Annotated in this window: 22 protein-coding genes and 1 pseudogene; 15 read left to right on the top strand and 8 right to left on the bottom strand. The window is 45.3% G+C overall.

Going from position 1 to position 23049, the window contains the following annotated elements; genetic code table 11:
- Positions 1-26 precede the first annotated feature (26 nt).
- The 3 genes from ACTNA4_RS08730 (at position 27) to ACTNA4_RS08740 (ending at position 2461) form a co-directional block, all read left to right on the top strand.
- Positions 27-314 carry a hypothetical protein gene (locus ACTNA4_RS08730; RefSeq protein ID WP_427820303.1) on the top strand — a complete coding sequence of 96 codons (288 nt, stop codon included), beginning with the start codon at positions 27-29 and terminating at the stop codon, positions 312-314.
- Between the two features lie 3 nt (positions 315-317).
- On the top strand, positions 318-794 hold the full coding sequence (locus tag ACTNA4_RS08735) for a signal peptidase II (protein WP_441017877.1): 477 nt from the start codon (positions 318-320) through the stop codon (positions 792-794).
- 116 nt (positions 795-910) lie between these two features.
- Positions 911-2461, top strand: coding sequence for an L-glutamate gamma-semialdehyde dehydrogenase (locus ACTNA4_RS08740; RefSeq protein WP_427806803.1), 1551 nt, complete (start codon positions 911-913; stop codon positions 2459-2461).
- A 658-nt stretch (positions 2462-3119) separates the two neighbouring features.
- Here ACTNA4_RS08740 and ACTNA4_RS08745 read toward each other — a convergent pair.
- Positions 3120-3977, bottom strand: a complete 858-nt coding sequence (locus ACTNA4_RS08745; RefSeq protein WP_427806804.1) for a YitT family protein — start codon at positions 3975-3977, stop codon at positions 3120-3122.
- A gap of 246 nt (positions 3978-4223) precedes the next feature.
- On the opposite strand from ACTNA4_RS08745, the gene ACTNA4_RS08750 reads away from it, so the two are divergent.
- Positions 4224-5171: a D-2-hydroxyacid dehydrogenase gene (locus tag ACTNA4_RS08750; protein WP_441029678.1), complete on the top strand. Its 948-nt coding sequence runs from the start codon at positions 4224-4226 to the stop codon at positions 5169-5171.
- 50 nt (positions 5172-5221) lie between these two features.
- Here ACTNA4_RS08750 and pepT read toward each other — a convergent pair whose 3' ends face one another.
- Complete coding sequence (pepT, locus tag ACTNA4_RS08755; RefSeq protein WP_427806806.1) at positions 5222-6439, bottom strand: peptidase T; 1218 nt, start codon at positions 6437-6439, stop codon at positions 5222-5224.
- Positions 6440-6687: 248 nt separating this feature from the next.
- On the opposite strand from pepT, the gene ACTNA4_RS08760 reads away from it, so the two are divergent.
- From ACTNA4_RS08760 to ACTNA4_RS08780, 5 genes are read left to right on the top strand one after another with little or no spacing between them, the layout of a single operon-like run.
- Entirely contained in the window at positions 6688-6840 is a 153-nt protein-coding gene (locus tag ACTNA4_RS08760) for a hypothetical protein (protein ID WP_427806807.1), read from the top strand.
- On the top strand, positions 6837-8180 hold the full coding sequence (locus ACTNA4_RS08765; protein WP_427806808.1) for a TrkH family potassium uptake protein: 1344 nt from the start codon (positions 6837-6839) through the stop codon (positions 8178-8180). The genes ACTNA4_RS08760 and ACTNA4_RS08765 overlap by 4 nt, the downstream gene beginning before the upstream one ends.
- A gap of 21 nt (positions 8181-8201) precedes the next feature.
- Positions 8202-8858, top strand: a complete 657-nt coding sequence (locus tag ACTNA4_RS08770; protein WP_427806810.1) for a potassium channel family protein — start codon at positions 8202-8204, stop codon at positions 8856-8858.
- A gap of 5 nt (positions 8859-8863) precedes the next feature.
- The gene (locus tag ACTNA4_RS08775) at positions 8864-9937 is read left to right on the top strand and encodes a sensor histidine kinase (RefSeq protein ID WP_441023992.1); all 1074 of its coding nucleotides are present in this window, start codon (positions 8864-8866) and stop codon (positions 9935-9937) included.
- Positions 9927-10619 (top strand): response regulator, encoded by a 693-nt coding sequence (locus ACTNA4_RS08780; RefSeq protein WP_427806812.1) that lies wholly within the window; start codon positions 9927-9929, stop codon positions 10617-10619. The genes ACTNA4_RS08775 and ACTNA4_RS08780 overlap by 11 nt, the downstream gene beginning before the upstream one ends.
- A gap of 219 nt (positions 10620-10838) precedes the next feature.
- Here the strand turns inward: ACTNA4_RS08780 and ACTNA4_RS08785 are convergent, their stop codons facing one another.
- Positions 10839-11216 carry a hypothetical protein gene (locus ACTNA4_RS08785; protein WP_427806813.1) on the bottom strand — a complete coding sequence of 126 codons (378 nt, stop codon included), beginning with the start codon at positions 11214-11216 and terminating at the stop codon, positions 10839-10841.
- Between the two features lie 273 nt (positions 11217-11489).
- Here ACTNA4_RS08785 and ACTNA4_RS08790 point away from each other — a divergent pair, with 273 nt between their 5' ends.
- Positions 11490-12872 (top strand): citrate/2-methylcitrate synthase, encoded by a 1383-nt coding sequence (locus ACTNA4_RS08790; protein ID WP_427806814.1) that lies wholly within the window; start codon positions 11490-11492, stop codon positions 12870-12872.
- A gap of 55 nt (positions 12873-12927) precedes the next feature.
- On the opposite strand, the gene ACTNA4_RS08795 is transcribed toward ACTNA4_RS08790, so the two are convergent.
- The 3 genes and pseudogenes from ACTNA4_RS08795 to ACTNA4_RS08805 all read right to left on the bottom strand — a co-directional run.
- Positions 12928-13179, bottom strand: coding sequence for a citrate lyase holo-[acyl-carrier protein] synthase (locus tag ACTNA4_RS08795; protein ID WP_441029681.1), 252 nt, complete (start codon positions 13177-13179; stop codon positions 12928-12930).
- Positions 13118-13429 carry a citrate lyase holo-[acyl-carrier protein] synthase gene (locus tag ACTNA4_RS08800; RefSeq protein ID WP_441029684.1) on the bottom strand — a complete coding sequence of 104 codons (312 nt, stop codon included), beginning with the start codon at positions 13427-13429 and terminating at the stop codon, positions 13118-13120. The genes ACTNA4_RS08795 and ACTNA4_RS08800 overlap by 62 nt, the downstream gene beginning before the upstream one ends.
- A gap of 40 nt (positions 13430-13469) precedes the next feature.
- Positions 13470-13988, bottom strand: a pseudogene (locus ACTNA4_RS08805) ([citrate (pro-3S)-lyase] ligase); the annotation flags it as partial.
- A gap of 166 nt (positions 13989-14154) precedes the next feature.
- On the opposite strand from ACTNA4_RS08805, the gene ACTNA4_RS08810 reads away from it, so the two are divergent.
- Entirely contained in the window at positions 14155-15102 is a 948-nt protein-coding gene (locus tag ACTNA4_RS08810) for a radical SAM protein (protein WP_441029687.1), read from the top strand.
- Between the two features lie 35 nt (positions 15103-15137).
- On the opposite strand, the gene ACTNA4_RS08815 is transcribed toward ACTNA4_RS08810, so the two are convergent.
- Both ACTNA4_RS08815 and ACTNA4_RS08820 read right to left on the bottom strand, forming a co-directional pair.
- Positions 15138-16460, bottom strand: coding sequence for a CapA family protein (locus ACTNA4_RS08815; RefSeq protein ID WP_441029690.1), 1323 nt, complete (start codon positions 16458-16460; stop codon positions 15138-15140).
- A gap of 90 nt (positions 16461-16550) precedes the next feature.
- Positions 16551-17903, bottom strand: coding sequence for an MATE family efflux transporter (locus tag ACTNA4_RS08820; protein ID WP_441029693.1), 1353 nt, complete (start codon positions 17901-17903; stop codon positions 16551-16553).
- A gap of 243 nt (positions 17904-18146) precedes the next feature.
- Here ACTNA4_RS08820 and ACTNA4_RS08825 point away from each other — a divergent pair, with 243 nt between their 5' ends.
- The 4 genes from ACTNA4_RS08825 to clpB all read left to right on the top strand — a co-directional run bounded on the left by ACTNA4_RS08825 (position 18147) and on the right by clpB (position 22996).
- On the top strand, positions 18147-18344 hold the full coding sequence (locus ACTNA4_RS08825) for a LacI family DNA-binding transcriptional regulator (protein WP_427820313.1): 198 nt from the start codon (positions 18147-18149) through the stop codon (positions 18342-18344).
- Positions 18319-18936 (top strand): LacI family DNA-binding transcriptional regulator, encoded by a 618-nt coding sequence (locus ACTNA4_RS08830; protein ID WP_441029696.1) that lies wholly within the window; start codon positions 18319-18321, stop codon positions 18934-18936. Before ACTNA4_RS08825 ends, ACTNA4_RS08830 begins: the two co-directional genes overlap by 26 nt.
- Positions 18917-20275, top strand: a complete 1359-nt coding sequence (locus ACTNA4_RS08835; protein WP_441029699.1) for an MATE family efflux transporter — start codon at positions 18917-18919, stop codon at positions 20273-20275. Before ACTNA4_RS08830 ends, ACTNA4_RS08835 begins: the two co-directional genes overlap by 20 nt.
- A 117-nt stretch (positions 20276-20392) precedes the next feature.
- Positions 20393-22996 carry an ATP-dependent chaperone ClpB gene (gene clpB / locus ACTNA4_RS08840; protein WP_441018484.1) on the top strand — a complete coding sequence of 868 codons (2604 nt, stop codon included), beginning with the start codon at positions 20393-20395 and terminating at the stop codon, positions 22994-22996.
- Positions 22997-23049: the final 53 nt, after the last annotated feature.

Below are 23049 nucleotides of genomic sequence, written 5' to 3' on the forward strand. Positions count from 1 at the left end.
TGAAAATCGGGAAAGGAGAACAAAAGATGGATGATTTTTTTAGTACTTTAGGAAAGCGTATTTCCGACACGGTTGATGAATTTGGAAAGAAAGCGGAGGATACTCTGGAGATCCAGAAGCTGAAAGGAGATATCTATTCGCTGAAACGTGAGAACAGCCGGGATTTTGCGGATATCGGGAAAAAGGTGTATGAGCATTTTAAAAATGCAGAAGAAGTTGGAGAAGAATATCTTTCTTTTTGTGAAGAAATCGAAAAACGGGAAGAAAAGATTCAGGAATTGAATCGAACTATTTCACGTATCAAAGGAGAGTAGAGCATGGCAGTCTTGTGTTTTCTTATTATCGTGACTGTTGCAGGGGTGGACCTGGGGGTGAAACAGTATATAGAAAAACATGTAAAGTCAAATGAAGAACGGAATATTCTGCAGAAAAGAGGGATACTCCGGAAGGTTCATAACAAAGGAATGATCATGAATCGTCTGGAGCGTTATCCGCTGTTCGTTCAGCTCGCATCTGTTTTTGCTCTGGGAATCATGATGCTCTGGCAGGCATTTCTGCTCAAGAAACCGGGATGCCGGATGGAAAAAGCGGGTGTTGCGCTTATGCTCGGAGGGGCAGTAAGCAACACATACGACCGCGTGAAAAGACGGTATGTGGTCGATTATCTGGCAATCAGGACACCACATAAAAAACTGACGGATATCACGTTCAATCTTGCAGATCTCGCAATTGTCGGCGGCGCGCTCGTAATGCTTATAGGATTTTTGACCTCTGAAAAGCAATCATCATTCTGAAAAAATTCATTTTTGAACATATTTCAGAATAATTTCATAATATATTTGATTGACGCGAGAAATATTTATTGCTACAATGATTTGTATAATAGTATACAATCAGGAGGTATGAAAGAATGCTGAAAGGATTTAAGAATGCCGCAGAATTAGATTTCTCACTTGAAGAAAATAAAAAGAAAATGGAAGAGGCATTTCAGCAGATTGATGCTGAAAAGGGCAGTGTATATCCGCTGATCATCGGTGGAGAAAGAATTGAGACAGAGAAGAAGATTACTTCTTTATCTCCTGCAACGAAAGAAGTGCTTGGATACGCATGTTCCTGCAGCCAGGAGCTTGCAGAAAAAGCGATTCTCGCAGCGAACGAAGCGTTTAAGACATGGAGTGTGACTCCGGTAGAAGAGAGAATCCGCTGCCTGAGAAGACTTGCTGTATTATTGGATGAGAACCGTTTCATCATTGACGCATGGAATGTGGAAGAAAGTGGAAAGAACTGGGGCGAAGCTGACGGAGAGCTCTGTGAACAGCTTGATTTCATTAATTCTTATGTAATGCATATGGCAGAACTGGATAAAGGTCTGGAACTTGTACCGACCGATGAATATACAAAATGTATCTACATCCCGATCGGTGTCGGTGTGGCTGTTCCGCCGTGGAACTTCCCGTTATCACTTCTCGGGGGTATGGTTGCGGCGGCAGTTGTGACAGGTAATACGATCGTATGTAAGCCGTCTTCCGACACACCGATCGTTGCTTACAAGTTTATCGAGCTTTGCGAAAAAGCAGGAATTCCGGCAGGCGTTGTGAACTATATCCCCGGATCAGGATCTGAGATCGGAGATTACATTGTAGAACATCCGCTGACCAGATTTATCAATTTCACCGGATCTAAAGCAGTAGGATGCCGTATCAACGAACATGCGGCAAAGATTTCCGAAGGACAGAAATGGATCAAACGTGTCGTTGCCGAGATGGGCGGAAAGAACGCAATCATCGTTGATTCAACAGCAAATATCAAGAAAGCCGCAAAGGGAATCGCAAACGCAGCATTCTCTTTCCAGGGACAGAAATGTTCTGCATGCTCAAGAGCAATCGTCATGAGCGATGTATACGATGAACTCGTTGATGCAGTAGTAGAAGAAGCAAAAGCACTCAAAGAAGCTCAGGCTTCCGGAAGAAGCAATGCTCCGATGGGACCGGTTATCAACCAGGCTTCCTTCGACAGAATCAAAGGCTACATTGAAGTGGCACGCGGAGAAGGAAACATCGTATTCGGTGGTACATACAGTGACGCAGAAGGATACTACATCGATCCGACTGTTGTACGTGACATTAAGAGAGATGCAAGAATTGCAAACGAAGAAATCTTCGGACCTGTACTTGCAGTGATCAAAGTGGATTCTTTCGACGAAGCACTCGACATCGCAAACCAGACTGAATATGGTCTGACAGGTTCCGTATACAGCGAAACCCGCGAAAACATCATGAAAGCAAAAGTACAGTTCCAGGTAGGCAACCTGTACTTCAACAGAAAATCTACGGCAGCAGTCGTACTTCAGCATCCATTCGGAGGATTTAATATGTCCGGAACCGATGCTAAGACAGGAACAAGCGATTATTTGACAAACTTCCTGAATCTGAAGTCTATTACAGAGGATTTAATGTCGTAGGTTAAAGCCGCGCCGTCGAAACGAAGTGGGGGAGTCCGCGCCGTCGAAACGAGGTTCGGGGATGGGATGCTCCGATGCTTCGGGGTCTTCGACTTCATGCACAATAATTTAAGAGTCTGAGACAGTCGACCAATGGGTCTTCTGTCTCAGACTCTATTTTTTTGGCATGAATTCTGACGGACCCCTCCGCTTAACCTCCGCATCCCACCCCCGAACCTCGTTTCGACGGCGCTCACTCAAGACGGAAGTAGGTTGAGCGTTTGTACGTTACTCCCTCATAACGCTACTCTTATCTTAGGTGGGGGGAGGGTTCAAGATTATTTTTCGGTGTACTAGGTTGAATGATTCATTCAGACTATAGGAACTCATTCCCGTCCAGAACATGCGCTAAGCGCCCTTGCGGCGCGCAGCCGCATAAAATTGCGAATGTGTGAAACATTTGAGGGAGCGGCAAGGAGAGGGGCAAGCGCGGAGGTTAAGTGGAAGCGACCGGAGAATACATGAGCCAAGATGTTAGAAAAACCGGCAGGAGGGGCGTTCCCCGACTGCCGGTTTTCCTTACAGATTGGCACATGGAGTCGCAGGCGCCGGAACGTCGCAGCGATTGCCCCCTCTCTTTGCCGCGGACCCCAGATCTTCCACCCCATTCCAATTTTACCTACTCTTCCTTAAATCCTTCCCCCACCACTTCATTTGATTCCATGATCACCAGAAATGCCTTTTTATCAATTTCTTTTACGAGCTTACGAATCCCGTACATTTGTTTATTATTGCATGCGCACATGACCACATCTTTTTGATGTTTGGAATAGCTTCCGATTCCCTTGAGGATCGTGGAGCCGCGGCCAAGGATTTCATCGATTTTCGCGCACACTTCCGGGCCGTGTTCGGTTACGATCAGAGTAACTTTTCCACGGTCGATACCATACATGGTCTTATCTACAACGATAGACATCAGGTAACTCACGATTACACCGTAGATTAGGCTGTCCATGTCTCTGGATACGAGAACGGTTCCCAGAAGTACGATGAATGCGTCCATGGCGAATGTAATGTTGCCGATCGTCAGGTGAGGATTCAGTACCCGGATGGACATCGTAATGAAGTCAGAGCCACCGGTGGAAGAGTCCCGCATGTAGATCATGGCGTAGCCCAGTCCGGAAAGGACACCACAGCAGATGGCTGCCAGAAGCCGGTCACCGGTGTAGATCGGAAACAGGGGCGCAATAGCATCGATAATAAATGAAGTAATAAAAATAGTACGAACCGAACGAAGGAAAAAACTTCGTCCCAGGATACGGAAGGTAAATAAGGCAACAGGGATGTTGAGCAGCAAAGCAGTTGTACCGATCGGCCAGCCGAAAAGATGATAGAAGATCAGTGCGATCCCGTTGAAACCTACCATGGGAAATTTGGCGGCAGCGGCGAAATTATAAACCCCGATTGCGATCAAAATACCTCCGACGATATCCACCAGAATATCAATGGCGAGATTCATGTTTTTCTTTTTATTCATGACAATTCCTCCTATGCAAACACCTGGAATGAAGGGAATATTCCGAGGTATATTTAGATTATAACCAAAAAAAAACATCTGCAAATTATATCATGACCCCAGAGGGAAAATATAATCCGCAAATGCTCTTATTGACTCAATTATACAATCAAAAATGTGAAAATGTCAACACTTCCGACAGGAAAATGTGTTACTATAATAAGTATAGTAACAGGATAAAGAAAGATTGCAGGAGGAAACTTGAATATGAAAATCGTATTTCTGGACGTAAAAACAATAGGAGATGACATTGATTTATCCAGTTATGATGCATTGGGTGAAGTTGTAAAATATGGTTTTACTAAATCGGAAGAGGTGCCTGACCGGGTTCGGGATGCGGATGTGATCATTCTGAACAAAGTGCAGATCAATGAGCAGACCATCGGTGAAGCTGAGAAATTGAAACTGGTCTGCGTGACAGCGACAGGAACCAATAATCTGGATAAGGAGTACCTGGAAAAGCGAGGAATAGCCTGGAGAAATGTGGCCGGATATTCTACGGAGACGGTGGCGCAGCATACATTTGCGATGCTTCTTTATCTGCTGGAAAAGATGCGGTATTACGACGATTACGTGAAGGAAGAACGCTATGTGAATGACACGATCTTTACACATTTTGCAGAGCATTTTCATGAGATTTCGGGGAAAACGTGGGGGATCATCGGACTTGGCAATATCGGGAGAAGAGTTGCCGGGATCGCGGAAGCCTTCGGGGCAAAAGTAATCTATTGTTCGCCATCTGGGGCCGCTCCTCAGGAAGGCTATCATCAGGTTGATTTTGAAACGCTTCTTGGGGAATCGGATATTGTTTCAGTACATGCGCCTTTAAATGAATATACGGAGGGGCTTATGGATGCAGAGGCATTCCGGAAGATGAAAAAGAGCAGCATTTTTCTGAATCTGGGGCGTGGGCCGATCGTGAGGGAACAGGATTTGTGCGATGCTCTGGAAAATGAGGAGATTGCTGCGGCAGGACTGGATGTGCTCTGCAAAGAACCGATGAGTGAAAATAATCCGCTTCTCAAGATCAAGGACAGCCGGAAGCTTCTGATCACGCCGCATGTGGCATGGGCCAGTGTGGAAGCGCGGACGAAACTGATGAATATTATTCTCGGACAGATCAGGGAATGGCAGAACGAAATGGAAATACGTTAAGGAATATATATTAAGAAAAACGCGCCGATGATGGCGCGTTTTCGCTGTTCCTATTTTGCATAAATCTTAACAAGTTCTAATACAATGTCGGTCGCTTGATCCATACCTTCTACGGTAATGTGCTCATATGGTCCGTGATATGCATGACCGCCGGTTCCAAGGTTCGGGCACGGCAGGCCTTTGAAGCTGAGCTGGCAGCCGTCTGTGCCGCCCCGGATCGGGAGAATCTGCGGGGCAACATTCGCATTTACACATGCTTGTTTTGCATTTTCAATTAAGTGCATGCAGCCTGCAATGATTTCGGACATATTTTTATACTGTTCGGTAATGGTCAGTTTGACGGTTCCCTCGCCCCATTTGGCGTTCAGATCCTTCTCGATCAGACGAAGGGTATTTTTGCGCATCTCAAAGTAGTCCTTATCGTGATCGCGAATAATGTAATGAAGTTCTGCGCTCGTAACATCACCGGACATGTTTGTAAGATGGAAGAAGCCCTCGTAATCTTCTGTTCCGCGCGGGGTTTCGCATCCTGGAAGCATCTGGTTGATCTCCATGGCAACAAGGCATGCATTGATCATGGTGTCCTTGCTGGATCCGGGATGGACGCCAAAACCGGTGATTTCAAAATCGGCTTTGCATGCATTGAAATTTTCATATTGAATCTCGCCTTCGGAATCTCCGTCCAGTGTGTAGGCAAAATCGGCTCCGAATTTTTCTACATCAAAATGTGCAGTTCCGGCACCGACTTCCTCATCGGGGGTAAATGCGATACAGATGGTTCCGTGAGGAATATTTTCTTTGATCAGGCGCTCAGCCATGGTCATAATCTCTGCAATGCCCGCTTTGTCATCCGCGCCAAGTACGGTTGTGCCGTCTGTTGTGATCAGGGTGCGACCTTTCAGCGAAGGTAAATGAGGAAAATCTTTAACAGACAGCGTACGTCCGCTGGTCCCGAGCGCCAGATCACCTCCGTCATAGTTTTCATGTACAATCGGTTTGATATCGTGATCACAGTAATCGGAAACAGTATCCATATGTGCAATAAAGCCGATCTTAGGTTTGCTCTCCAGACCCGGTGTCGCGGGAATCGTGCCGTAAACATAGCAGTATTCAGTTACGTGGGCATCCGCAATGCCGATTGCAAGCATTTCATCTTTCAACAGATCTGCCAGCTCAAACTGACATTTGCTGGAAGGAGAAGTTGTGCTGTTTTCATCACTGGGTGTGCGGATCGCAGCGTAGGTTAAAAATCTTTCATAAGCTCTCATAGTATTTCGTCCCTTCTGTTTTACTGGTTCTTGAATTTTATTATACGATTAATAAAAAGGCTAGTCAAGGCTGTTGCTGTGGATGAAAATACAGATTGTCTTAATGCAATATAGAATGATTACCAACATAAAATTAACGCATTCCGAAGAATCTTTTCACAATCTTAACACATGGCAGTGTATCATGTATGTAACCTGTTATTCGGGAAATACTGGTTATAAGTGAGTGAAGTTGGGGCGGTGAGAGTATGTTTCCGGTAATTGCTGTTGCTGTGGTTCTTCTGCTGGCAGGATTTCTTTTCTTTTTTGGAATGCGTCTGATGAAAAAGCTGGATTCATTTCTTGATACGCTGAATACGCTGAAAGAGAAAGAGAATACGCAAGGGGAAGAAATACAATGAAGTTTTTTTATAAAAAGTTGACGCAGACACAGATGATTGTGTTTGGATATATGTTGATTATTCTGGCTGGGAGCATTTTGTTGATGCTCCCGGTTTCTTCGCGGGATGCAGTATGGACATCATTTGCGGACTCACTGTTTACATCGACCTCTGCTGCATGTGTGACAGGGCTTGTGGTGGTTGATACCTGGCAGCACTGGTCGCTTTTCGGACAAGTGATCATCCTTATCCTGATCCAGATTGGTGGTATGGGATTTATGACATTGGGTGTTTATATGGCGATTCTGCTTCGGAGAAAGATCGGGTTGAGAACAAGGGGAATCTTGCAGGAAAGTATCAACAGCCTGCAGATTGGAGGAATCGTTAAGCTTGCCAAGAAAATAATCAAAGGAACTGCATTTTTTGAAATAGCCGGAGCACTCATCCTTATGATTCGTTTTGTGCCGGAATTTGGGGTCTGGCGTGGAATCTGGTATGGAATCTTTCATTCGGTTTCGGCGTTTTGTAATGCCGGATTTGATCTGATGGGGTGCACGGGAGCATATAATTCTCTGACCAGATATTCAGGCGACTGGCTTGTCAACCTAACGGTTATGACACTGATCGTAGTCGGAGGAATCGGATTCTTTGTATGGGATGATTTGTCAGTCCATAAGTTTGAGTGGAAACGATTTCGTTTACATACAAAAATTGTAATTTCTACAACAGTCGCTTTGATTTTGACAGGCGCAGTATTGTTTTTCATAATGGAGCGTCATAATGTATTGAGCGGGATTCCCTTGGGAGAACAGATCTGGTGTTCTTTTTTTAATTCGATCACAGCGCGTACTGCCGGATTTAATACAACAGATACGGGGGCGTTGACCGAAGGAAGCAGGTTTGTGACGATGGTGCTGATGTTTATCGGAGGAAGTCCGGGATCCACAGCAGGCGGAATCAAGACATCGACCCTTGTGGTACTGTTGGTGTTTGTTCGGGCAAATCTCCGTCAGGAATCAGGATGTAATGTTTTTAACAGACGATTGGATGATGGGGCGATCCGCAAAGCCAGTGTCGTTCTTTGTACTAATTTGTTTCTTTCAATCATAGCAGTGACGTATATTATGGCGAGACAGCCGGTATTTGCTTTTTCAGAGGCACTGTTTGAAGTGCTTTCGGCAATTGGAACCGTAGGAATGTCGACCGGTATTACCAGAGGGGTGTGCCAGAGTTCCAGACTGGTACTTATTTTTCTGATGTTCTGCGGAAGAATCGGCAGTCTGACATTTGCACTGTCACTGAGAGGACATAAACATGATGCACCGGTGAAACTTCCGGTGGAACAGATTACGATTGGATAATGGGGAAAAGGAGAAGGGAATATGAAATCGGTTTTGATTATCGGATTGGGAAGATTTGGCCATCATCTGTGTGCGGATATGGTAAAACTTGGTAATGAAGTAATGATTATTGATCGGGATGAGGCAAAGACAGAGGATCTTCTTTCCATAGCGACATCGGTAAAAGTGGGAGATTGTACAAATGAAGAGGTTTTAAGAAGTCTGGGAGTCGGGAATTTTGATATTTGCTTTGTATGTATCGGTTCTAATTTTCAGAGTAGTCTGGAGATTACCAGCCTGGTGAAAGAGCTGGGGGCGAAACATGTGGTCAGTAAAGCAAACCGGGATATTCATGCTAAATTCCTGCTACGAAACGGAGCGGACGAGGTGTTTTATCCGGACCGCGATATTGCAGAACGTCTGGCAGTAAAATACAGTGCAAATCATGTGTTTGATTATTTTGAGCTCAGTAAGGATTATTCAATATTTGAGATTCAGCCTAAAAAAGAGTGGATCGGACATACCATAGGTGAAGCGAATATTCGGGCTAAATATCATGTTAATATTTTCGGTATTCGTGCGGGAAGTGAACTGGTTGTATTGCCGAGAACAGATTACATTATGAAAGCAGATGACCATTTAATGGTGGTCGGACTTACAAAAGATATTGACAGGTTACTTGCCAGTATGGGAAAATAGTAAGCATGAATAGAAAAAAAGAAGTAATAAAGTATGCAGGGCGATCTATCGGAATCCTGCTGCTTGCTACAGGATTTTCTATCGTGCTTGCAGAAGCGGGAATCGGAAAAGAAAATGTACTCATGATCTACATTGTGGGTGTGCTTCTGGTCACAGTCTGTACGACCGGGTATTTTTATGGTGCACTGGCTGCAGTTCTTAGTGTATTGATGTTCAATTATTTCTTTACGATTCCTGTACATACATTTGCGATTATGAATCAGAATGATGTTGTGTTGATGGTCTTCTTTCTGGTGGCGGCATTTATATCATCGACTCTAACGGTGCGCTTCAGAAAACAGATGAAGATCACAGAAGACACAAAAGCGCAGATGGAGCGAGAACGGCTGAAGAGCAGTATGCTTCGAAGTATTTCACACGATTTCAGAACACCACTTACCGGCATTCTGGGGGATGCCGGACTTTTGGTTGAGGCGGAAGAAATGGATGCCGGTATGAGAAAGGAACTGGCGGGAGAGATACAGGAGCAGGCAGTCTGGCTTATGAAGACGATGGAGAATATCCTGAGTATGACTAAGATTGAGAGCGGTCAGTCCTTTATCACAAAACAGCCGGAAGTAGTGGATGACATCATTTATGAGGCGGCAACGCATGTCATCGGCCTGCGTGATAAGAGGCAGTTTGAAGTAAAACTGCCAGATGAACTGGTCGTGGCCTCTATGGATGGAAGGATGATGGTACAGGTGATCATTAATCTTCTTGACAACGCCATGAAGCATACAGTTGAGGGAGACCGGATTTGGATCACGGTTTCCTATGAAAAAGAAAAAATGTTTTTTGCTGTCGAGGATGAAGGAGAGGGAATTTCGGAAGAAATACTACCAAATATTTTCGACGAATTTATTACACAGGGAGCAGGCAGAGAAGATGGTAAACGCGGCATCGGTCTCGGGCTTGCTATTTGTCGTGCTGTTATTGAAGCACACGGAGGAGAAATTTACGCAGAAAACCGAAAGGAAGGCGGAGCACGTTTTGTGTTCTGGCTGAATGCAGAGCAGGTGAATACGGATGGAAGATAAACGACATATTTTACTCGTTGAGGATGATAAATACATCATTAATTTTATTTCAATGAGTCTAAAGAAAGAAAATTATGGCTTTTATATCGCCAAGACGGTTGAAGAGGCAATCAGTCTTTTTTATGCAAATCGTCCGGATATGGTTATTCTTGATCTGGGACTTCCGGATGGAGACGGCATGGATGTACTGAAAGCAGTCCGGGAGATCTCACAGATTCCAATTATTGTGGTCAGTGCCCGTCAGGAAGAACAGCAGAAGATTGAGGCACTGGATATGGGGGCAGATGATTATGTGACAAAGCCATTTTATATGGGAGAGCTGATGGCGAGAATTCGGGTTGGCCTTCGAAAAAGTTCTGTTCAGCAGCAGGAAGAAACTGATCCTGTTTTTGTATGTGATTACCTGACGGTGGATAGGGAAAAGCATCTGGTCATGATTGACGGTGATGAAGTGCATTTGACGCCATTGGAATATAAGATCCTGAATCTTCTGATCGAAAACCGGGGAAAGGTTCTGACACACCGGTATATTCTGAGTGAGATATGGGGAAGCAGTCAAGGAGTTGAGTCAGGAAATCTCAGGGTGTTTATGGCGGCTCTGAGAAGAAAGATTGAGAAAGAGCCGACAAATCCGCAGTTTATTCTGACAGAAGTCGGAGTTGGATATCGGTTTAAGGGATAGCGTGTATCGAAAAAACTCTTTTTTTGTAGTATAGTATCGAAATATGTCAAAATGCTCCAATACGGAGCATTTTGTGCTATAGTTGTAATATAAAAAGATGCATCACGAAATCCAATCAAAGGAGATAAATCTTATTCAATTCTGATAGACGTTTCTAATAAATAATCTAAAATGAAAGTGAAATCTCCGGTAAAGAGATGGCACTTTCTGTCTTTTGCATCAGCGGATCATGTAAGCAAGAGCAGCTAAAATGATAAGGACAACGACAAAAACAGTGGCATACAACCACTCGTTGCTGAGAAAACGTTTTCCGGCAGAACTGTTTTTCGATGTCTGATCTGGATCGGAAGTCTTGCTGTCTGATTTCATGTAATCCTGAACCGTTTTCGAAAATGGGAGGGTTCTTGTTTTATTTACTTCCAGGTAATCGATACTCTCTTCATCATCCAGTTCGGATAACTTTGATAGTACATCTTTATAGGCATCATTTCCAAGGTCCGAAGGTAGATCAGGAAAATCACCGTCACAGGTTACTTCAAAATCGTTGTCAAATATTTCTGCATTATCATTCTGGATCTTTTTGGTTTCTTCATTCATATTAACACCTCCTCCAGTGTTTTTATTCTAATATGTTTCTGGAAAAGACACAAGAGATATTAAAAAAATTCACAGAAAGTTCGTGGGTGAAAACAAGATAATATGCCGGAAAAATCCGTTGCGATTGCAGAAAGACAATGATTTTAGCTGCGTTTTCTGATAAAAAATTAAAATTATGCATAAAAATAGCATGGAAATTGCAAAAAGTGATTGTATTCTTATGAAGTTTCGTGTAGAATAATAAGAAATTTTGTTTAAACAGGAGGTACGTATATGGCAGAGAATGAAATGATGGATATGGAAGAACCAAGTATACTGAAAAAAGATATGGAAGTCCTTACAGAAGAATTGATGAAGATGCATCATATCGACCCGAACCTGTATATAGAATATGATGTAAAAAGAGGATTGCGTGACTCTGCCGGTAAGGGTGTACTGACAGGGTTGACCGAAGTGTCTGATGTAAGCGGCTTTAATCTGATAAACGGAAGGAGAATTCCGGCGGAAGGGACGCTTTATTATCAAGGGATCAATGTTAATGATCTTGTGAAGGGGCTGGAAGGAAGACGGTTTGGATTTGAAGAAACGATTTATCTGCTTTTGTTTGGTAAGCTTCCTACTAAAGAAGAACTGGATATGTTTCTAAAAGTAATGTTCGAACTTGAAAATCTAAGCGGTAGATTTGTTCGCGATGTAGTCATGAAGGCATCCAATGCGAATATTATGAACTCTATGCAAAGATGCATTTTGACGCTTTATACCTATGATTCAGATCCGGAAAATATTTCACCGGATAATGTGCTGCGTCAGTCGTTGAGTTTGATTGCAAAACTTCCACTGATTGCGGTATATTCGTATCACGCTTATCGTCATTTCAGGAAGGATGATTCACTTTTTATTAAAAATCCGAGGAAAGGACTGTCACTTGCAGAAAATATGCTTCTGATGCTCAGACCGGATGGTGACTATACAGAGCTCGAGGCAAAAGTCCTGGATATTGCGCTGATTCTGCATGCAGAGCATGGTGGTGGTAATAACTCAACATTTACGACGCACGTTGTTTCTTCGTCAGGAACCGATACATATTCCTCTGTGGCAGCGTCCATTGGATCTTTGAAAGGGCCGCGTCACGGTGGCGCGAATCTGAAAGTGCAGAAGATGTTTGAAGATATCAAGGCCAATGTGAAGGACTGGAAGAACGAAGAGGAAGTATCTGATTATCTTCAGAAAATTCTGGACAAACAGGCCTTTGACCGTACAGGCCTGATTTATGGTATGGGACATGCAGTGTATACGCTGTCTGATCCAAGAGAAGTGATTTTGAAGAAATTTGCGAAGGAACTGGCAGAAGAAAAGGGACGTACAGAAGAGTTCGAACTTTATGAAATGGTAGAACGGCTTGCAGGAAAGCTGATTATGGAACATCGCAAACTGTTCAAGAATGTATGTGCAAATGTGGATTTCTACAGTGGGTTTGTATATTCTATGCTTGGTATACCGGAAGAGCTTTTTACGCCGATTTTCGCGATTGCGCGTATGCCTGGATGGAGTGCGCATCGTCTGGAAGAGCTGATCAATGCCAATAAGATCATTCGTCCTGCCTATAAATATGTGGGGCATCATGAAGATTTTGTGGCGATGGAAGATCGGGGTTAGAATGATTTATAGATTTATCATATAGGAAATATTAAAAAAGGGATGTGGCTTTAAGCTACATCCCTTTTTCAAGAATTTCTTCAATTTTATCCTGCATTTCTTTGACAGAATGGCGTCTGGAACTGGCACATTCCTGCGCCTGTCTGCCGCAGATCAGACATTTGCGATAGATGGGTCTGGAGAGCTTTTCGCCGGTGATGTCAATTACATCGATGTCAAAAAGGCGGCCGAAGCAATCCGTTTCTTCAATCTGTGTAGCAAGTGTCTTGATGGAGCTGGCAGGAAATTTGAGCGGCGATCCATTCATCTCCGGTGACTTCGTGAATCGGAATGGCTTCTAAAACCGGAATTTTCTGTAAAGTAAGCTGCTCTTCAAGAATTTTTAATCCATGTTCAAAAGCAGAACGTATCTGTGGAGTTGTTTTGATGGGACCGGGAATATTCATACAAAAAGAAATAACAGGGCAATGATATCTGGCAATCAGTTCCTGCTGAAGAAGTGCCCGGTGTTCACGGCAGGCAAGCATTTCAGGTAAAGTTACTTCGTATCCTTGCATGGTTTTATCCTACCTTCCTTTCTTTTAATAGTGGATGAACATCGTTTTCCGAGGCGGCTTTTTCGACAAGATACTGATGACCGGATGTAAAAGGATTGGCGTTCATAACCAGTGCCGCAACGCGAGTTCCATCTTTTTTCTCAGAAGAAAGTTTCTGAAGATAGCGGGAGAATCCGGTTTTGCGGTTTTCCATGAAAACGATCTGTTCATCAATGCGCGCAATCTCATAAAAACCAAGATCGCCGAAAAATTAGGCAGAGCTGCATTTGGTATAGAGAAACAGATGTGTATTTGCACGTTCAAACTGTACTTCCATGAGGTGGGACACAATCTGGTTCATGAGACCTTCTCCCTGATGGACACTGCTCACTGCCATGCAGCGCAGGGTATTGCCGAAGCAGCTTCCGGTTGCAATGACATTTAGGTCTTCATCAAACATGGCGCAGGTGTAGTCCAGATGGGCGTCGCGCCGTATGCCCTCTGCAGTGAGAAGCTGATCGATCTGCCGGTTGACCCGGATATCATCTTTCGGTATCGTTGCAATATAATAATCAGACATGGTTTTCTCCTTCAATTTTTGAATATACCGATATGGAATGACGGGATTTGCGAAGAAAATCAGGTATGCAATTGACCTGAGAGGAAAATGAATTTATACTGAAAGCAGAAAAGCAAAAGGTCTGTGTAAGAACGAATGAAAGCGTCAGTATGTGAGGTGAATGAATATGAATTATGAAGGTCAGATATGCCGTGCTCCTATGGAGAGAGCGTCATTTATGCTTCCGGTTATGGTAGGGTGTTCTTATAACCGGTGCAAGTTCTGCAATTTATTCCGGCATCTGAAGTACAGGGAACTGCCGATGGAGCAGATTGAGGAAGAACTTAAAAGAGTCGCTGAACTGGGTGGAAATCCGAAAAAGATTTTTCTGGGAGACGGAAATGCGTTCGGATTGAAAACGGAACATTTGATGGAGATTCTGGACAAGATCCACGTATATTTCCCAGAATGTTATTGCATTAATATGGATGCAACCGTCACCAGCATCCTGAGAAAATCGGAAGAAGAACTGGAACTGTTATATAAGAACGGGGTACGTCATCTTTATCTGGGAATTGAAAGCGGCCTGGATGATGTTCTGAAGTTTATGGAGAAGGATCATGATCAGGAACAGGCGATAGCTGCGATCGAAAGAATCCAGAAGGCTGGGATGCTGTTTGATGCGCATATCATGACGGGAGTTGCCGGTAAGGGAAGAGGAACGGAAAATGCAGAAGCACTTGCGGACTTCCTGAACCGCACGCATCCAAGACATGTGGTGAATTTTTCGATGTTTCTTCATAAGGAAGTGCCGTTGTACCGACATATTGAAGACGGCACGTTCGTGCCTGCCGATGAAGTGGAAAACCTGCGTGAAGAACGCTGCCTGCTGGAACATCTGAAAGGGAACGAGATCCTGTACGACGGATTTCACGATTTTATTGAAGTCAGAGTAAAAGGAACACTTCCGAAAGACAAAGAGAGAATGCTGGCAAAACTGGATCAGGTGATTGCGGAATATGAGCATCGGGAGCCGGTTTATGCGTATGTAAGAGGTGAGTGTCCGGATCTGGAAAAATGTGAGAATCACAGATCCCTTTGGGAAATGGAAGATGCGAAGAGGATGACGGTTTAAATAAATCGATCGAAAAACAAATATCTCGGCATGGGTTATTCCATGCTGAGATATTCTCCAAATGTATTTTGTGCCAGAGACAGTAATTCGTCTTTTGTCAGAATGATACCCCAGGCATTGCGAAGTCCGTGTTTTGCGGCCTGTTCTTCTGTATAATGGTCCAGAAGATAGGTGCTTTCTACGACACTGGACCCGGTCCATCCGGGATAAATAAAATGTGTCACTAACGGAATTGCCTTGATACTGTCCTCGCGGATATAGGTGCCGGATTCGTCCTGTACGATGGTAAGATTGGCCATGCCGCCAAGCATTTGGGCAACACCGTCCTGGGCAGAGGTATAATTGCCCAGAGAATAATAGCAAAGCGCGCGGTTCCCGTTATCGGCGGTGACCCATTCTACAGGTTGAATGACGTGAGGATGTGTTCCGATGATCAGGTCGGCACCGGCTTCAGCCATCTGACTCGCAAAGGTAATCTCCTGAGCAGTTGCTTCCATTGTGTATTCGATGCCCCAGTGCGGAAATACGATGGTAAAATCAGCCATCGATTCTACGCGGCGGATATCGTCAAGAACCTGCGGATGAATCGTGTTAAAATCGATGTAACGCGAATTGGCATCATAATTACATAGCATATTCAGATGGCCTTCAGCCTTTGTGCTGAAGGTTTCTGCGTTGTGGCTGTATGTATAATTCAGCAGTGCAAATTTAATTCCGTTTATCTCGAGCACCGGAATCTGGGACTGTTCTTCCCGGGTTTCATAAATGCCCAGGACCGTCATGGCGGGATGGCTGGTCTTCCAGAATGAAACACAGTTCAGTAATCCGTCCAGACCCATGTCAAAGCCGTGGTTGGAAGCATGCAGGACAACATTGAATCCGACTTCCTCCAGAGTGTCGCCAATCGCCTCGGGAGAGTTGAAGACCGGGTAATCCCGGAGCCCTTTTTCATCACCACCGAAGATGGTTTCCTGATTGATGACTTTCAGGTCACATGTCTCCAGATAGGGTGCGAGGTTACTGTAGAGAAGCGTATAGTCATGACTGCCGTCAGACTGCAGGCCGGACTGCCAAACTGCAGTATGGATCAGATTATCGCCGACTGCCATCAAAGATACTTCTTTCGTGGAAAGGGCAGCTTCTGTGACTGCATCCGAAGTGTCTGCAGCCTGAATCGCTGTTTCGGAATCTTTTGCCGAGGCAGAAACCGGTGGTGTTTCCTTCGTCTGTCTAGTTTCAGATATCCAGCTTTTGACAGCAAAACCATCCAGAATCACCAGTAAAAGAAGTATCAGTAAAAGAATATAAATAATTTTATTTCGTTTTTTCGATTTACGTTTTCGTGCTCCCCTTGCCATATCGTATTCCCCCTCATCGATGATATTCGACAAAATGTGACTATATTTTCAGTATAGAATACCAGGGAATATTTCGCAAGCAAAAGCATATTATAGTTTCCGCTCCGTATATTTGAACGTCAGGTAGAAGAGAATTCCTTTGGCGATGGATGAAATCGTCAGGGCCCACCAGATTCCGGATAATCCCATTCCGATACTGGTAAGGAACATGGCGAGGGGAATTCGGGCTCCGGTAAGGGTTATGCTGATTACACTGCAAAGTGTTGTTTTCCCGAGACCGGAGAGTGCACCGACCGTCATGAGTTCTACACACATAAAGATTTCACTGAAACCAAGAATGACCAGATATTCGGCGGAAATATGGATGGCTTCTGCTTCATGGAAGAACAGGCGGGAGATCGGAGTCGGAAGGAAAATAAATGCAGCACTGATCAGTGCGCCCCATATTACCAGAATACGCAGGGAAATAGAATAGCCTTTGCGGATTCGGTCTGATTTTTTTGCACCATAATTCTGCCCCACAAATGCATTTAATGCTGCCCCGAAACCATCTGCGGTATTCCAGGAGAGAGATTCGATCTGCCCTCCAACACGCTGTGTCGCGACTGCGGCGGCTCCAAATCCGGAGATCATGCGGGTCAGTACCATGGAGATCATACAGTACAGACTGCTCTGAAGTGCCGTCGGGATCCCGATTCTGCAGATGGAACGATAGTATTTGCGTGGACTGAGGGAGAATAGCTTTACATGCTTTAAAATATTTTTTCCGCTTTTCGGAAGAAAAATATGGATCATCATCACCGACATAACAAGGAATTGTGCTGTTACGGTCGCGATGGCGGCACCCATGGCCTCCAACCGTGGGAAGGGACCGATACCTAAGATCAGCAGCGGATCCAGGATCATATTGCCGACCAGCCCGATCAGATTGGCAAGGAAGGGAGTCCGGGAATCTCCCTGGGCCGTAAAGAGTCCGGTCAGTGTAAGATTCAGAAAAGAAAACAGAATGAGCCCACAGGTTACTTTCATGTAGATTACGGCGGCAGAATAAGATTCTGCGTCGGACAGATTGAAAAATGAAAGCAACGGTTTCATGAAGATCAGGCAAAAGGCAGAATAAATGAAAGCGAACACGATCGTAAGCTGGAGTGCACAGGAGGCATAGTGAGTTGCCTCTTCCGTATCATTTCTGCCGCAGCATTGCGCCACATTAACCTGTCCCCCCATTCTGGCAAGTGCAACAACCCCCTGAGACAGCCAGACAAACATGCTGCCGACCCCGATTCCAGCCACAGCTTTGGATCCGAGCATACCGATCCAGGCCATATCGGTGATGCTGTAGGCAGTTCCGAGAAAGGAAGAAGCCATAATTGGCAGAGCCAGTTCGGCCAGTGTTTTAAAAATAGGACCGCAAGTCAGGTCCAGCGTTTTTGTTTTACTCATAATCATCATACCCCAAACATGAAATTAATGCCGTAAAGCATACTTTCTTATTCTAACATGGATGGCAGAAAAAAGAAAGAAAACTGTATGGTTTGTATATATTTTACAAATCGAGTCTTGGATTTTTGGAATAGGTTATGCGTTTAACCCCTTCCGAAAATCCAAGGCTTTTATTATACTTTATCATATGAAAACGAAAAAGGGTTTTGAGGAGAGAACCGGATGGAATGAGAGGTAAGAGAGATGGAACAAGGGAGAGTGCGGATCGCAGACATAGCAGAGGAACTGGGGCTCAGTACGACGACAGTATCCAATGTGATTCACGGGAAGACCAAAAAAATCTCGGATGAGACGGTGAAACGGGTGCAGGCACTGCTGGAAGAGAAAAAATACATTCCCAACATGGCGGGAATCCATGCACATTCCGTTTGTTGTATATGACGGATATTTTGGGGAGACGGAGCGCATCTGTAATCTGATCATCGATGATTATGACGGCGGATGGCAGATGGGAGAATATCTGAAGCGGATGGGACACGAGAAGGTTTTGTGTATTGCCGACAACTATATCTGCATGGATAAAGAACGGATCGAAGGCTGCAAAGCGGCATTGGGAGAGCTGAAAGTGGGATTTCTGCAGATCCCTTTTGAGAAGGAAGCAAGAAAGAGGATGTATCGGGAAAGGTTGGGAGAGATCCTGGAATACACGGCTGTCTTTGCTGTGTCGGATTTCTACGCGGCGGAACTGATGCACAGCCTTCAGGAACAGGGGATCTGTGTGCCCGATGATATTTCTGTGGCAGGTTTTGACGACAGCCCGCTCTGTGAGAGGGTGAGCCCGGAACTTACAAGTGTGCGGCAGGACACAAAAGAGAGGGCAAAGCAGGCGGTGAGGCTCCTCAGTAAATTGAAGCAGGGAATTTGGGATGAGCAGACGGTGCGGCTTCCGGTGTATCTTGTGGAACGGGGAAGCGTGAAAATGATGGAGCTGAAAAAGAAGAGTGGAGGAAAATATGGTGAAGACTCTAAATAGCAGAGAACCATTTTACAAAACGGTATTAAAAATTGCCGTTCCGGTCACACTGCAGTCGCTTTTACAGGCATCCTTCAGTGTGGTGGATCAGATGATGATCGGCAGACTGGGAAGTGCAAGTATAGCGGGCGTAGGGCTTGGTGGAAAGTTTTCTTCGCTGTATACGGTGCTTCTGGGGGCGGTTGCTGCCGTGGCAGGAATCATGATTTCCCAGTATATCGGGCAAAAGGATGCGGGCGAGATGGGGCGGAGCTTTCGACTGAATCTGAAGCTTGCGCTGGGACTTGCCATGCTTGCGGTTTTTGTGAGCATGTGTTTTCCGGGACAGATTATGTGGCTGTACACGAAGGATGAAGTGACGAGAGGGATAGCAGCAGAATATCTCCGGATTCTGGCGCTGGCCTTTGTCCCGATGGCAATCGTATCGATCCTCTCAACGCTGCTGCGCTGTATGGAAGCGGCTATGTTTCCGCTGTATGCGAGTATGGCCTCAGCAGTTCTGAATACAGCTTTGAATTATCTGCTTATTTTCGGGAAAATCGGGCTGCCGCAGCTCGGGGTAAGAGGAGCTGCGGCAGCAACCGTGATTTCGCAGTGGACGGCTTGCCTGATTACAATCGGATTTGGAATTCATTTTTGCAGGAAGAATGAGATTCGTCTGAAAACGGAAGGAAGAATGACAAGAGAATATGCAGAAATGTTCCTTAGGATTTTGTGCCCGATCATCATCTGCGAATTTTTGTGGAGTCTTGGGGAAAATATATATGCTGCGATTTACGGTAATATCGGGACAGCCGCTTGTGCTGCCATGACTCTGACGATCCCGATCCAGACACTGATGATGGGAGCGCTGAGCGGATTGTCCCAGGCGGCCGCTATCCTGATTGGAAAGGCGCTTGGCGCGGGAGAATATGACCGGGCATATTGGGAAGCGAAGAGGCTGATGATTTATGGACTGTGTGGATCATTGGCGTTTTCGGCAGCTATCTGTATAGTGAGCAGATTTTATGTGCAGATTTATCATGTCGAGGCAGAAGTTCATAAAACGGCGGTTCAGCTTCTGATCGTCTATGCTCTGATTGCGCCGGTGAAGGTCCAGAATATGTTACTGGGCGGAGGTATCATCCGAAGCGGCGGAAAGACGAACTATGTGATGTGGATTGATTTTATCGGAACCTGGATTTTCGGAGTGCCGCTGGGGCTTCTTAGCGCGTTTGTGTGGAAGTTGGAGATACCGTATGTGTATTTCATTTTGTCGCTTGAGGAGTGCGTGAGGTTTGGAATGTCGCTAGTGGTTTTTAGAAAGAAGAAATGGATGAGGAGTTTAAATTCTTTATAAAATTAGCACTCAACCCTTGACAGTGCTAATAATTAGTGTTATATTGCAACTAGAACAAAGAAAAGGGTTGTTCTGAGTACACTATTTGTATCAGTTTTTATAAAGGAGGCGTGTGTTATGAATATTAACAAATTTACACAAAGCTCCATGGCGGCAGTTCAGGGCTGCGAGAAAGTAGCGATGGACTACGGCAATCAGGAGGTTGAGCAGGAACATTTATTATATGCTCTTCTTACGATCGATGACAGTTTGATTTTGAAATTATTTGAAAAGATGGGGATTTCGAAAGAAACGATCATCAACCGTGTGGAGGAAGCCCTGAGGAAGCGTCCGAAGGTTCAGGGCGGTCAGATGTATATCGGGCAGAATCTGAATAATGTGTTGGTTCACGGTGAGGATGAAGCGAAGCAGATGGGAGACGAATATGTTTCCGTTGAGCATTTGTTCCTTGCTCTTATGAAGTATGCCAGCCGGGATATGAAGGCACTTTTCAGAGAACTGGGAGTGACGAGAGAGGGATTCCTTCAGGCACTTTCTACGGTAAGAGGAAATCAGCGAGTGACCAGCGATAATCCGGAAGCAACGTATGATACACTGAATAAATATGGACAGGATCTGGTAGAACGTGCGAGAGAGCAGAAGCTGGATCCGGTTATCGGGCGTGACGCAGAGATCCGGAATGTGATCCGGATTCTTTCACGCAAGACGAAGAATAATCCGGTTCTGATTGGTGAACCCGGTGTCGGTAAAACGGCGGCCGTGGAAGGCCTTGCACAGCGAATCGTTCGTGGTGATGTGCCGGAAGGACTGAAGGATAAGAAGATTTTCGCTCTGGATATGGGAGCGCTTGTTGCCGGTGCGAAGTATCGTGGTGAATTTGAGGAACGTTTGAAAGCGGTTCTTGAGGAAGTAAAAAATAGCGATGGAAACATTATTCTTTTCATTGATGAGCTTCACACGATCGTTGGGGCCGGCAAGAGTGAAGGTGCTATGGATGCCGGCAATATGCTGAAGCCGATGCTGGCGAGAGGTGAACTCCACTGTATCGGTGCAACCACACTGGATGAGTATCGTCAGTATATTGAGAAAGATGCAGCGTTGGAACGTCGTTTCCAGCCGGTTACTGTGGATGAACCTACGGTGGAAGATGCGATTTCGATTTTGCGTGGACTGAAAGAACGCTATGAAGTATTTCATGGAGTCAAGATTACAGACGGAGCACTTGTGGCAGCCGCAACCTTGTCGAACCGGTATATTTCCGATCGTTTCCTGCCGGATAAAGCCATCGACCTTGTGGATGAAGCATGTGCGCTGATTAAGACAGAACTGGATTCTATGCCGACAGAGCTGGATGAGCTGAATCGAAAGATCATGCAGCTGGAGATCGAGGAAGCTGCTCTTAAGAAAGAGGATGACCGGTTAAGTCAGGAGAGACTGCAGCATCTGCAGCAGGATCTGGCAGAACACAGGGAAGAGTTCGCAAAGCGAAAAGCCCAGTGGGACAATGAGAAGCGTTCCATTGAATCCGTGCAGAAACTTCGTGAACAGATTGAACAGGTCAACCGGGAAATCCAGACGGCTCAGCAACAGTATGATCTGAACAAGGCGGCTGAGCTTCAGTATGGACGCCTGCCACAGCTTCAGAAGCAGCTGGAAGCGGAAGAAGAGAAGGTAAAAGACGAAGATATGTCTCTGGTTCATGAGAGCGTGACCGAAGAAGAGATCGCGAAGATCATTTCTCGTTGGACCGGAATTCCGGTGGCGAAGTTGAATGAAAGTGAGAGAAGTAAGACGCTTAATCTTGACAAGGAACTGCATAAGCGTGTGATCGGTCAGGATGAAGGTGTGCAGAAGGTTACAGAAGCGATTATCCGCTCCAAGGCAGGAATCAAAGATCCGACGAAGCCGATCGGTTCGTTCCTGTTCCTTGGCCCTACCGGTGTAGGTAAGACGGAGCTTGCCAAAGCACTTGCAGAGAGCCTGTTTGATGACGAGAACAACATGGTGCGTATCGATATGAGTGAGTATATGGAGAAATATTCTGTATCCCGCTTGATCGGAGCGCCTCCGGGATATGTCGGATATGACGAAGGCGGACAGCTGACTGAGGCCGTGCGGAGAAAACCGTATTCGGTCGTTCTGTTTGATGAGGTGGAAAAGGCACATCCGGATGTGTTCAATGTGCTTCTTCAGGTTCTGGATGACGGACGAATCACCGATTCACAGGGCAGGACTGTGGACTTTAAGAACACGATCCTGATCATGACTTCCAATATCGGATCCACATATCTGTTGGACGGTATTGATGAGGACGGCAGCATCAAGCCGGAAGCAGAGCAGATGGTCATGAATGATCTGAAAGCACACTTCAGGCCGGAATTTCTGAACCGTCTGGATGAGACGATCATGTTTCGGCCACTGACGAAGGACAACATTTACTCTATCATTGATCTTCTGGTTGCGGATGTGAATAAACGTCTGGAAGATAAGGAGCTGGATGTAGAACTGACAGAGGCTGCAAAACAGCATGTGGTCGAGGGTGGTTATGATCCGATGTACGGTGCAAGACCGTTGAAACGGTATCTGCAGAAGAATGTGGAGACGCTGGCGGCACGGCTGATCCTTGGTGGCAATGTGGGAAGCGGAGACACCATTCTGATCGATGAGGTGGATGGAAAACTTGAGGCAAGAGTGAAGCAGAGAGTTCGCGAAGTAAAGTAAATGAATACAGAATAATTTCATAAAGGATTTCTATAGGACGCAGACCCCGAAAA

Source organism: Bariatricus sp. HCP28S3_A7 (genome assembly GCF_052066375.1).
Lineage (GTDB): Bacteria > Bacillota > Clostridia > Lachnospirales > Lachnospiraceae > Allocoprococcus.

What these genes read in the sequence shown, in the direction of transcription:
- ACTNA4_RS08730 (WP_427820303.1), top strand. Translation starts at nt 27, where the DNA reads ATGGATGATTTTTTTAGTACTTTAGGAAAGCGTATTTCCGACACGGTT.
- ACTNA4_RS08735 (WP_441017877.1), top strand. Translation starts at nt 318, where the DNA reads ATGGCAGTCTTGTGTTTTCTTATTATCGTGACTGTTGCAGGGGTGGAC.
- ACTNA4_RS08740 (WP_427806803.1), top strand. Translation starts at nt 911, where the DNA reads ATGCTGAAAGGATTTAAGAATGCCGCAGAATTAGATTTCTCACTTGAA.
- ACTNA4_RS08745 (WP_427806804.1), bottom strand. Translation starts at nt 3,977, where the DNA reads ATGAATAAAAAGAAAAACATGAATCTCGCCATTGATATTCTGGTGGAT.
- ACTNA4_RS08750 (WP_441029678.1), top strand. Translation starts at nt 4,224, where the DNA reads ATGAAAATCGTATTTCTGGACGTAAAAACAATAGGAGATGACATTGAT.
- pepT (WP_427806806.1), bottom strand. Translation starts at nt 6,439, where the DNA reads ATGAGAGCTTATGAAAGATTTTTAACCTACGCTGCGATCCGCACACCC.
- ACTNA4_RS08760 (WP_427806807.1), top strand. Translation starts at nt 6,688, where the DNA reads ATGTTTCCGGTAATTGCTGTTGCTGTGGTTCTTCTGCTGGCAGGATTT.
- ACTNA4_RS08765 (WP_427806808.1), top strand. Translation starts at nt 6,837, where the DNA reads ATGAAGTTTTTTTATAAAAAGTTGACGCAGACACAGATGATTGTGTTT.
- ACTNA4_RS08770 (WP_427806810.1), top strand. Translation starts at nt 8,202, where the DNA reads ATGAAATCGGTTTTGATTATCGGATTGGGAAGATTTGGCCATCATCTG.
- ACTNA4_RS08775 (WP_441023992.1), top strand. Translation starts at nt 8,864, where the DNA reads ATGAATAGAAAAAAAGAAGTAATAAAGTATGCAGGGCGATCTATCGGA.
- ACTNA4_RS08780 (WP_427806812.1), top strand. Translation starts at nt 9,927, where the DNA reads ATGGAAGATAAACGACATATTTTACTCGTTGAGGATGATAAATACATC.
- ACTNA4_RS08785 (WP_427806813.1), bottom strand. Translation starts at nt 11,216, where the DNA reads ATGAATGAAGAAACCAAAAAGATCCAGAATGATAATGCAGAAATATTT.
- ACTNA4_RS08790 (WP_427806814.1), top strand. Translation starts at nt 11,490, where the DNA reads ATGGCAGAGAATGAAATGATGGATATGGAAGAACCAAGTATACTGAAA.
- ACTNA4_RS08795 (WP_441029681.1), bottom strand. Translation starts at nt 13,179, where the DNA reads ATGAATGGATCGCCGCTCAAATTTCCTGCCAGCTCCATCAAGACACTT.
- ACTNA4_RS08800 (WP_441029684.1), bottom strand. Translation starts at nt 13,429, where the DNA reads ATGCAAGGATACGAAGTAACTTTACCTGAAATGCTTGCCTGCCGTGAA.
- ACTNA4_RS08810 (WP_441029687.1), top strand. Translation starts at nt 14,155, where the DNA reads ATGAATTATGAAGGTCAGATATGCCGTGCTCCTATGGAGAGAGCGTCA.
- ACTNA4_RS08815 (WP_441029690.1), bottom strand. Translation starts at nt 16,460, where the DNA reads ATGGCAAGGGGAGCACGAAAACGTAAATCGAAAAAACGAAATAAAATT.
- ACTNA4_RS08820 (WP_441029693.1), bottom strand. Translation starts at nt 17,903, where the DNA reads ATGAGTAAAACAAAAACGCTGGACCTGACTTGCGGTCCTATTTTTAAA.
- ACTNA4_RS08825 (WP_427820313.1), top strand. Translation starts at nt 18,147, where the DNA reads ATGGAACAAGGGAGAGTGCGGATCGCAGACATAGCAGAGGAACTGGGG.
- ACTNA4_RS08830 (WP_441029696.1), top strand. Translation starts at nt 18,319, where the DNA reads ATGCACATTCCGTTTGTTGTATATGACGGATATTTTGGGGAGACGGAG.
- ACTNA4_RS08835 (WP_441029699.1), top strand. Translation starts at nt 18,917, where the DNA reads ATGGTGAAGACTCTAAATAGCAGAGAACCATTTTACAAAACGGTATTA.
- clpB (WP_441018484.1), top strand. Translation starts at nt 20,393, where the DNA reads ATGAATATTAACAAATTTACACAAAGCTCCATGGCGGCAGTTCAGGGC.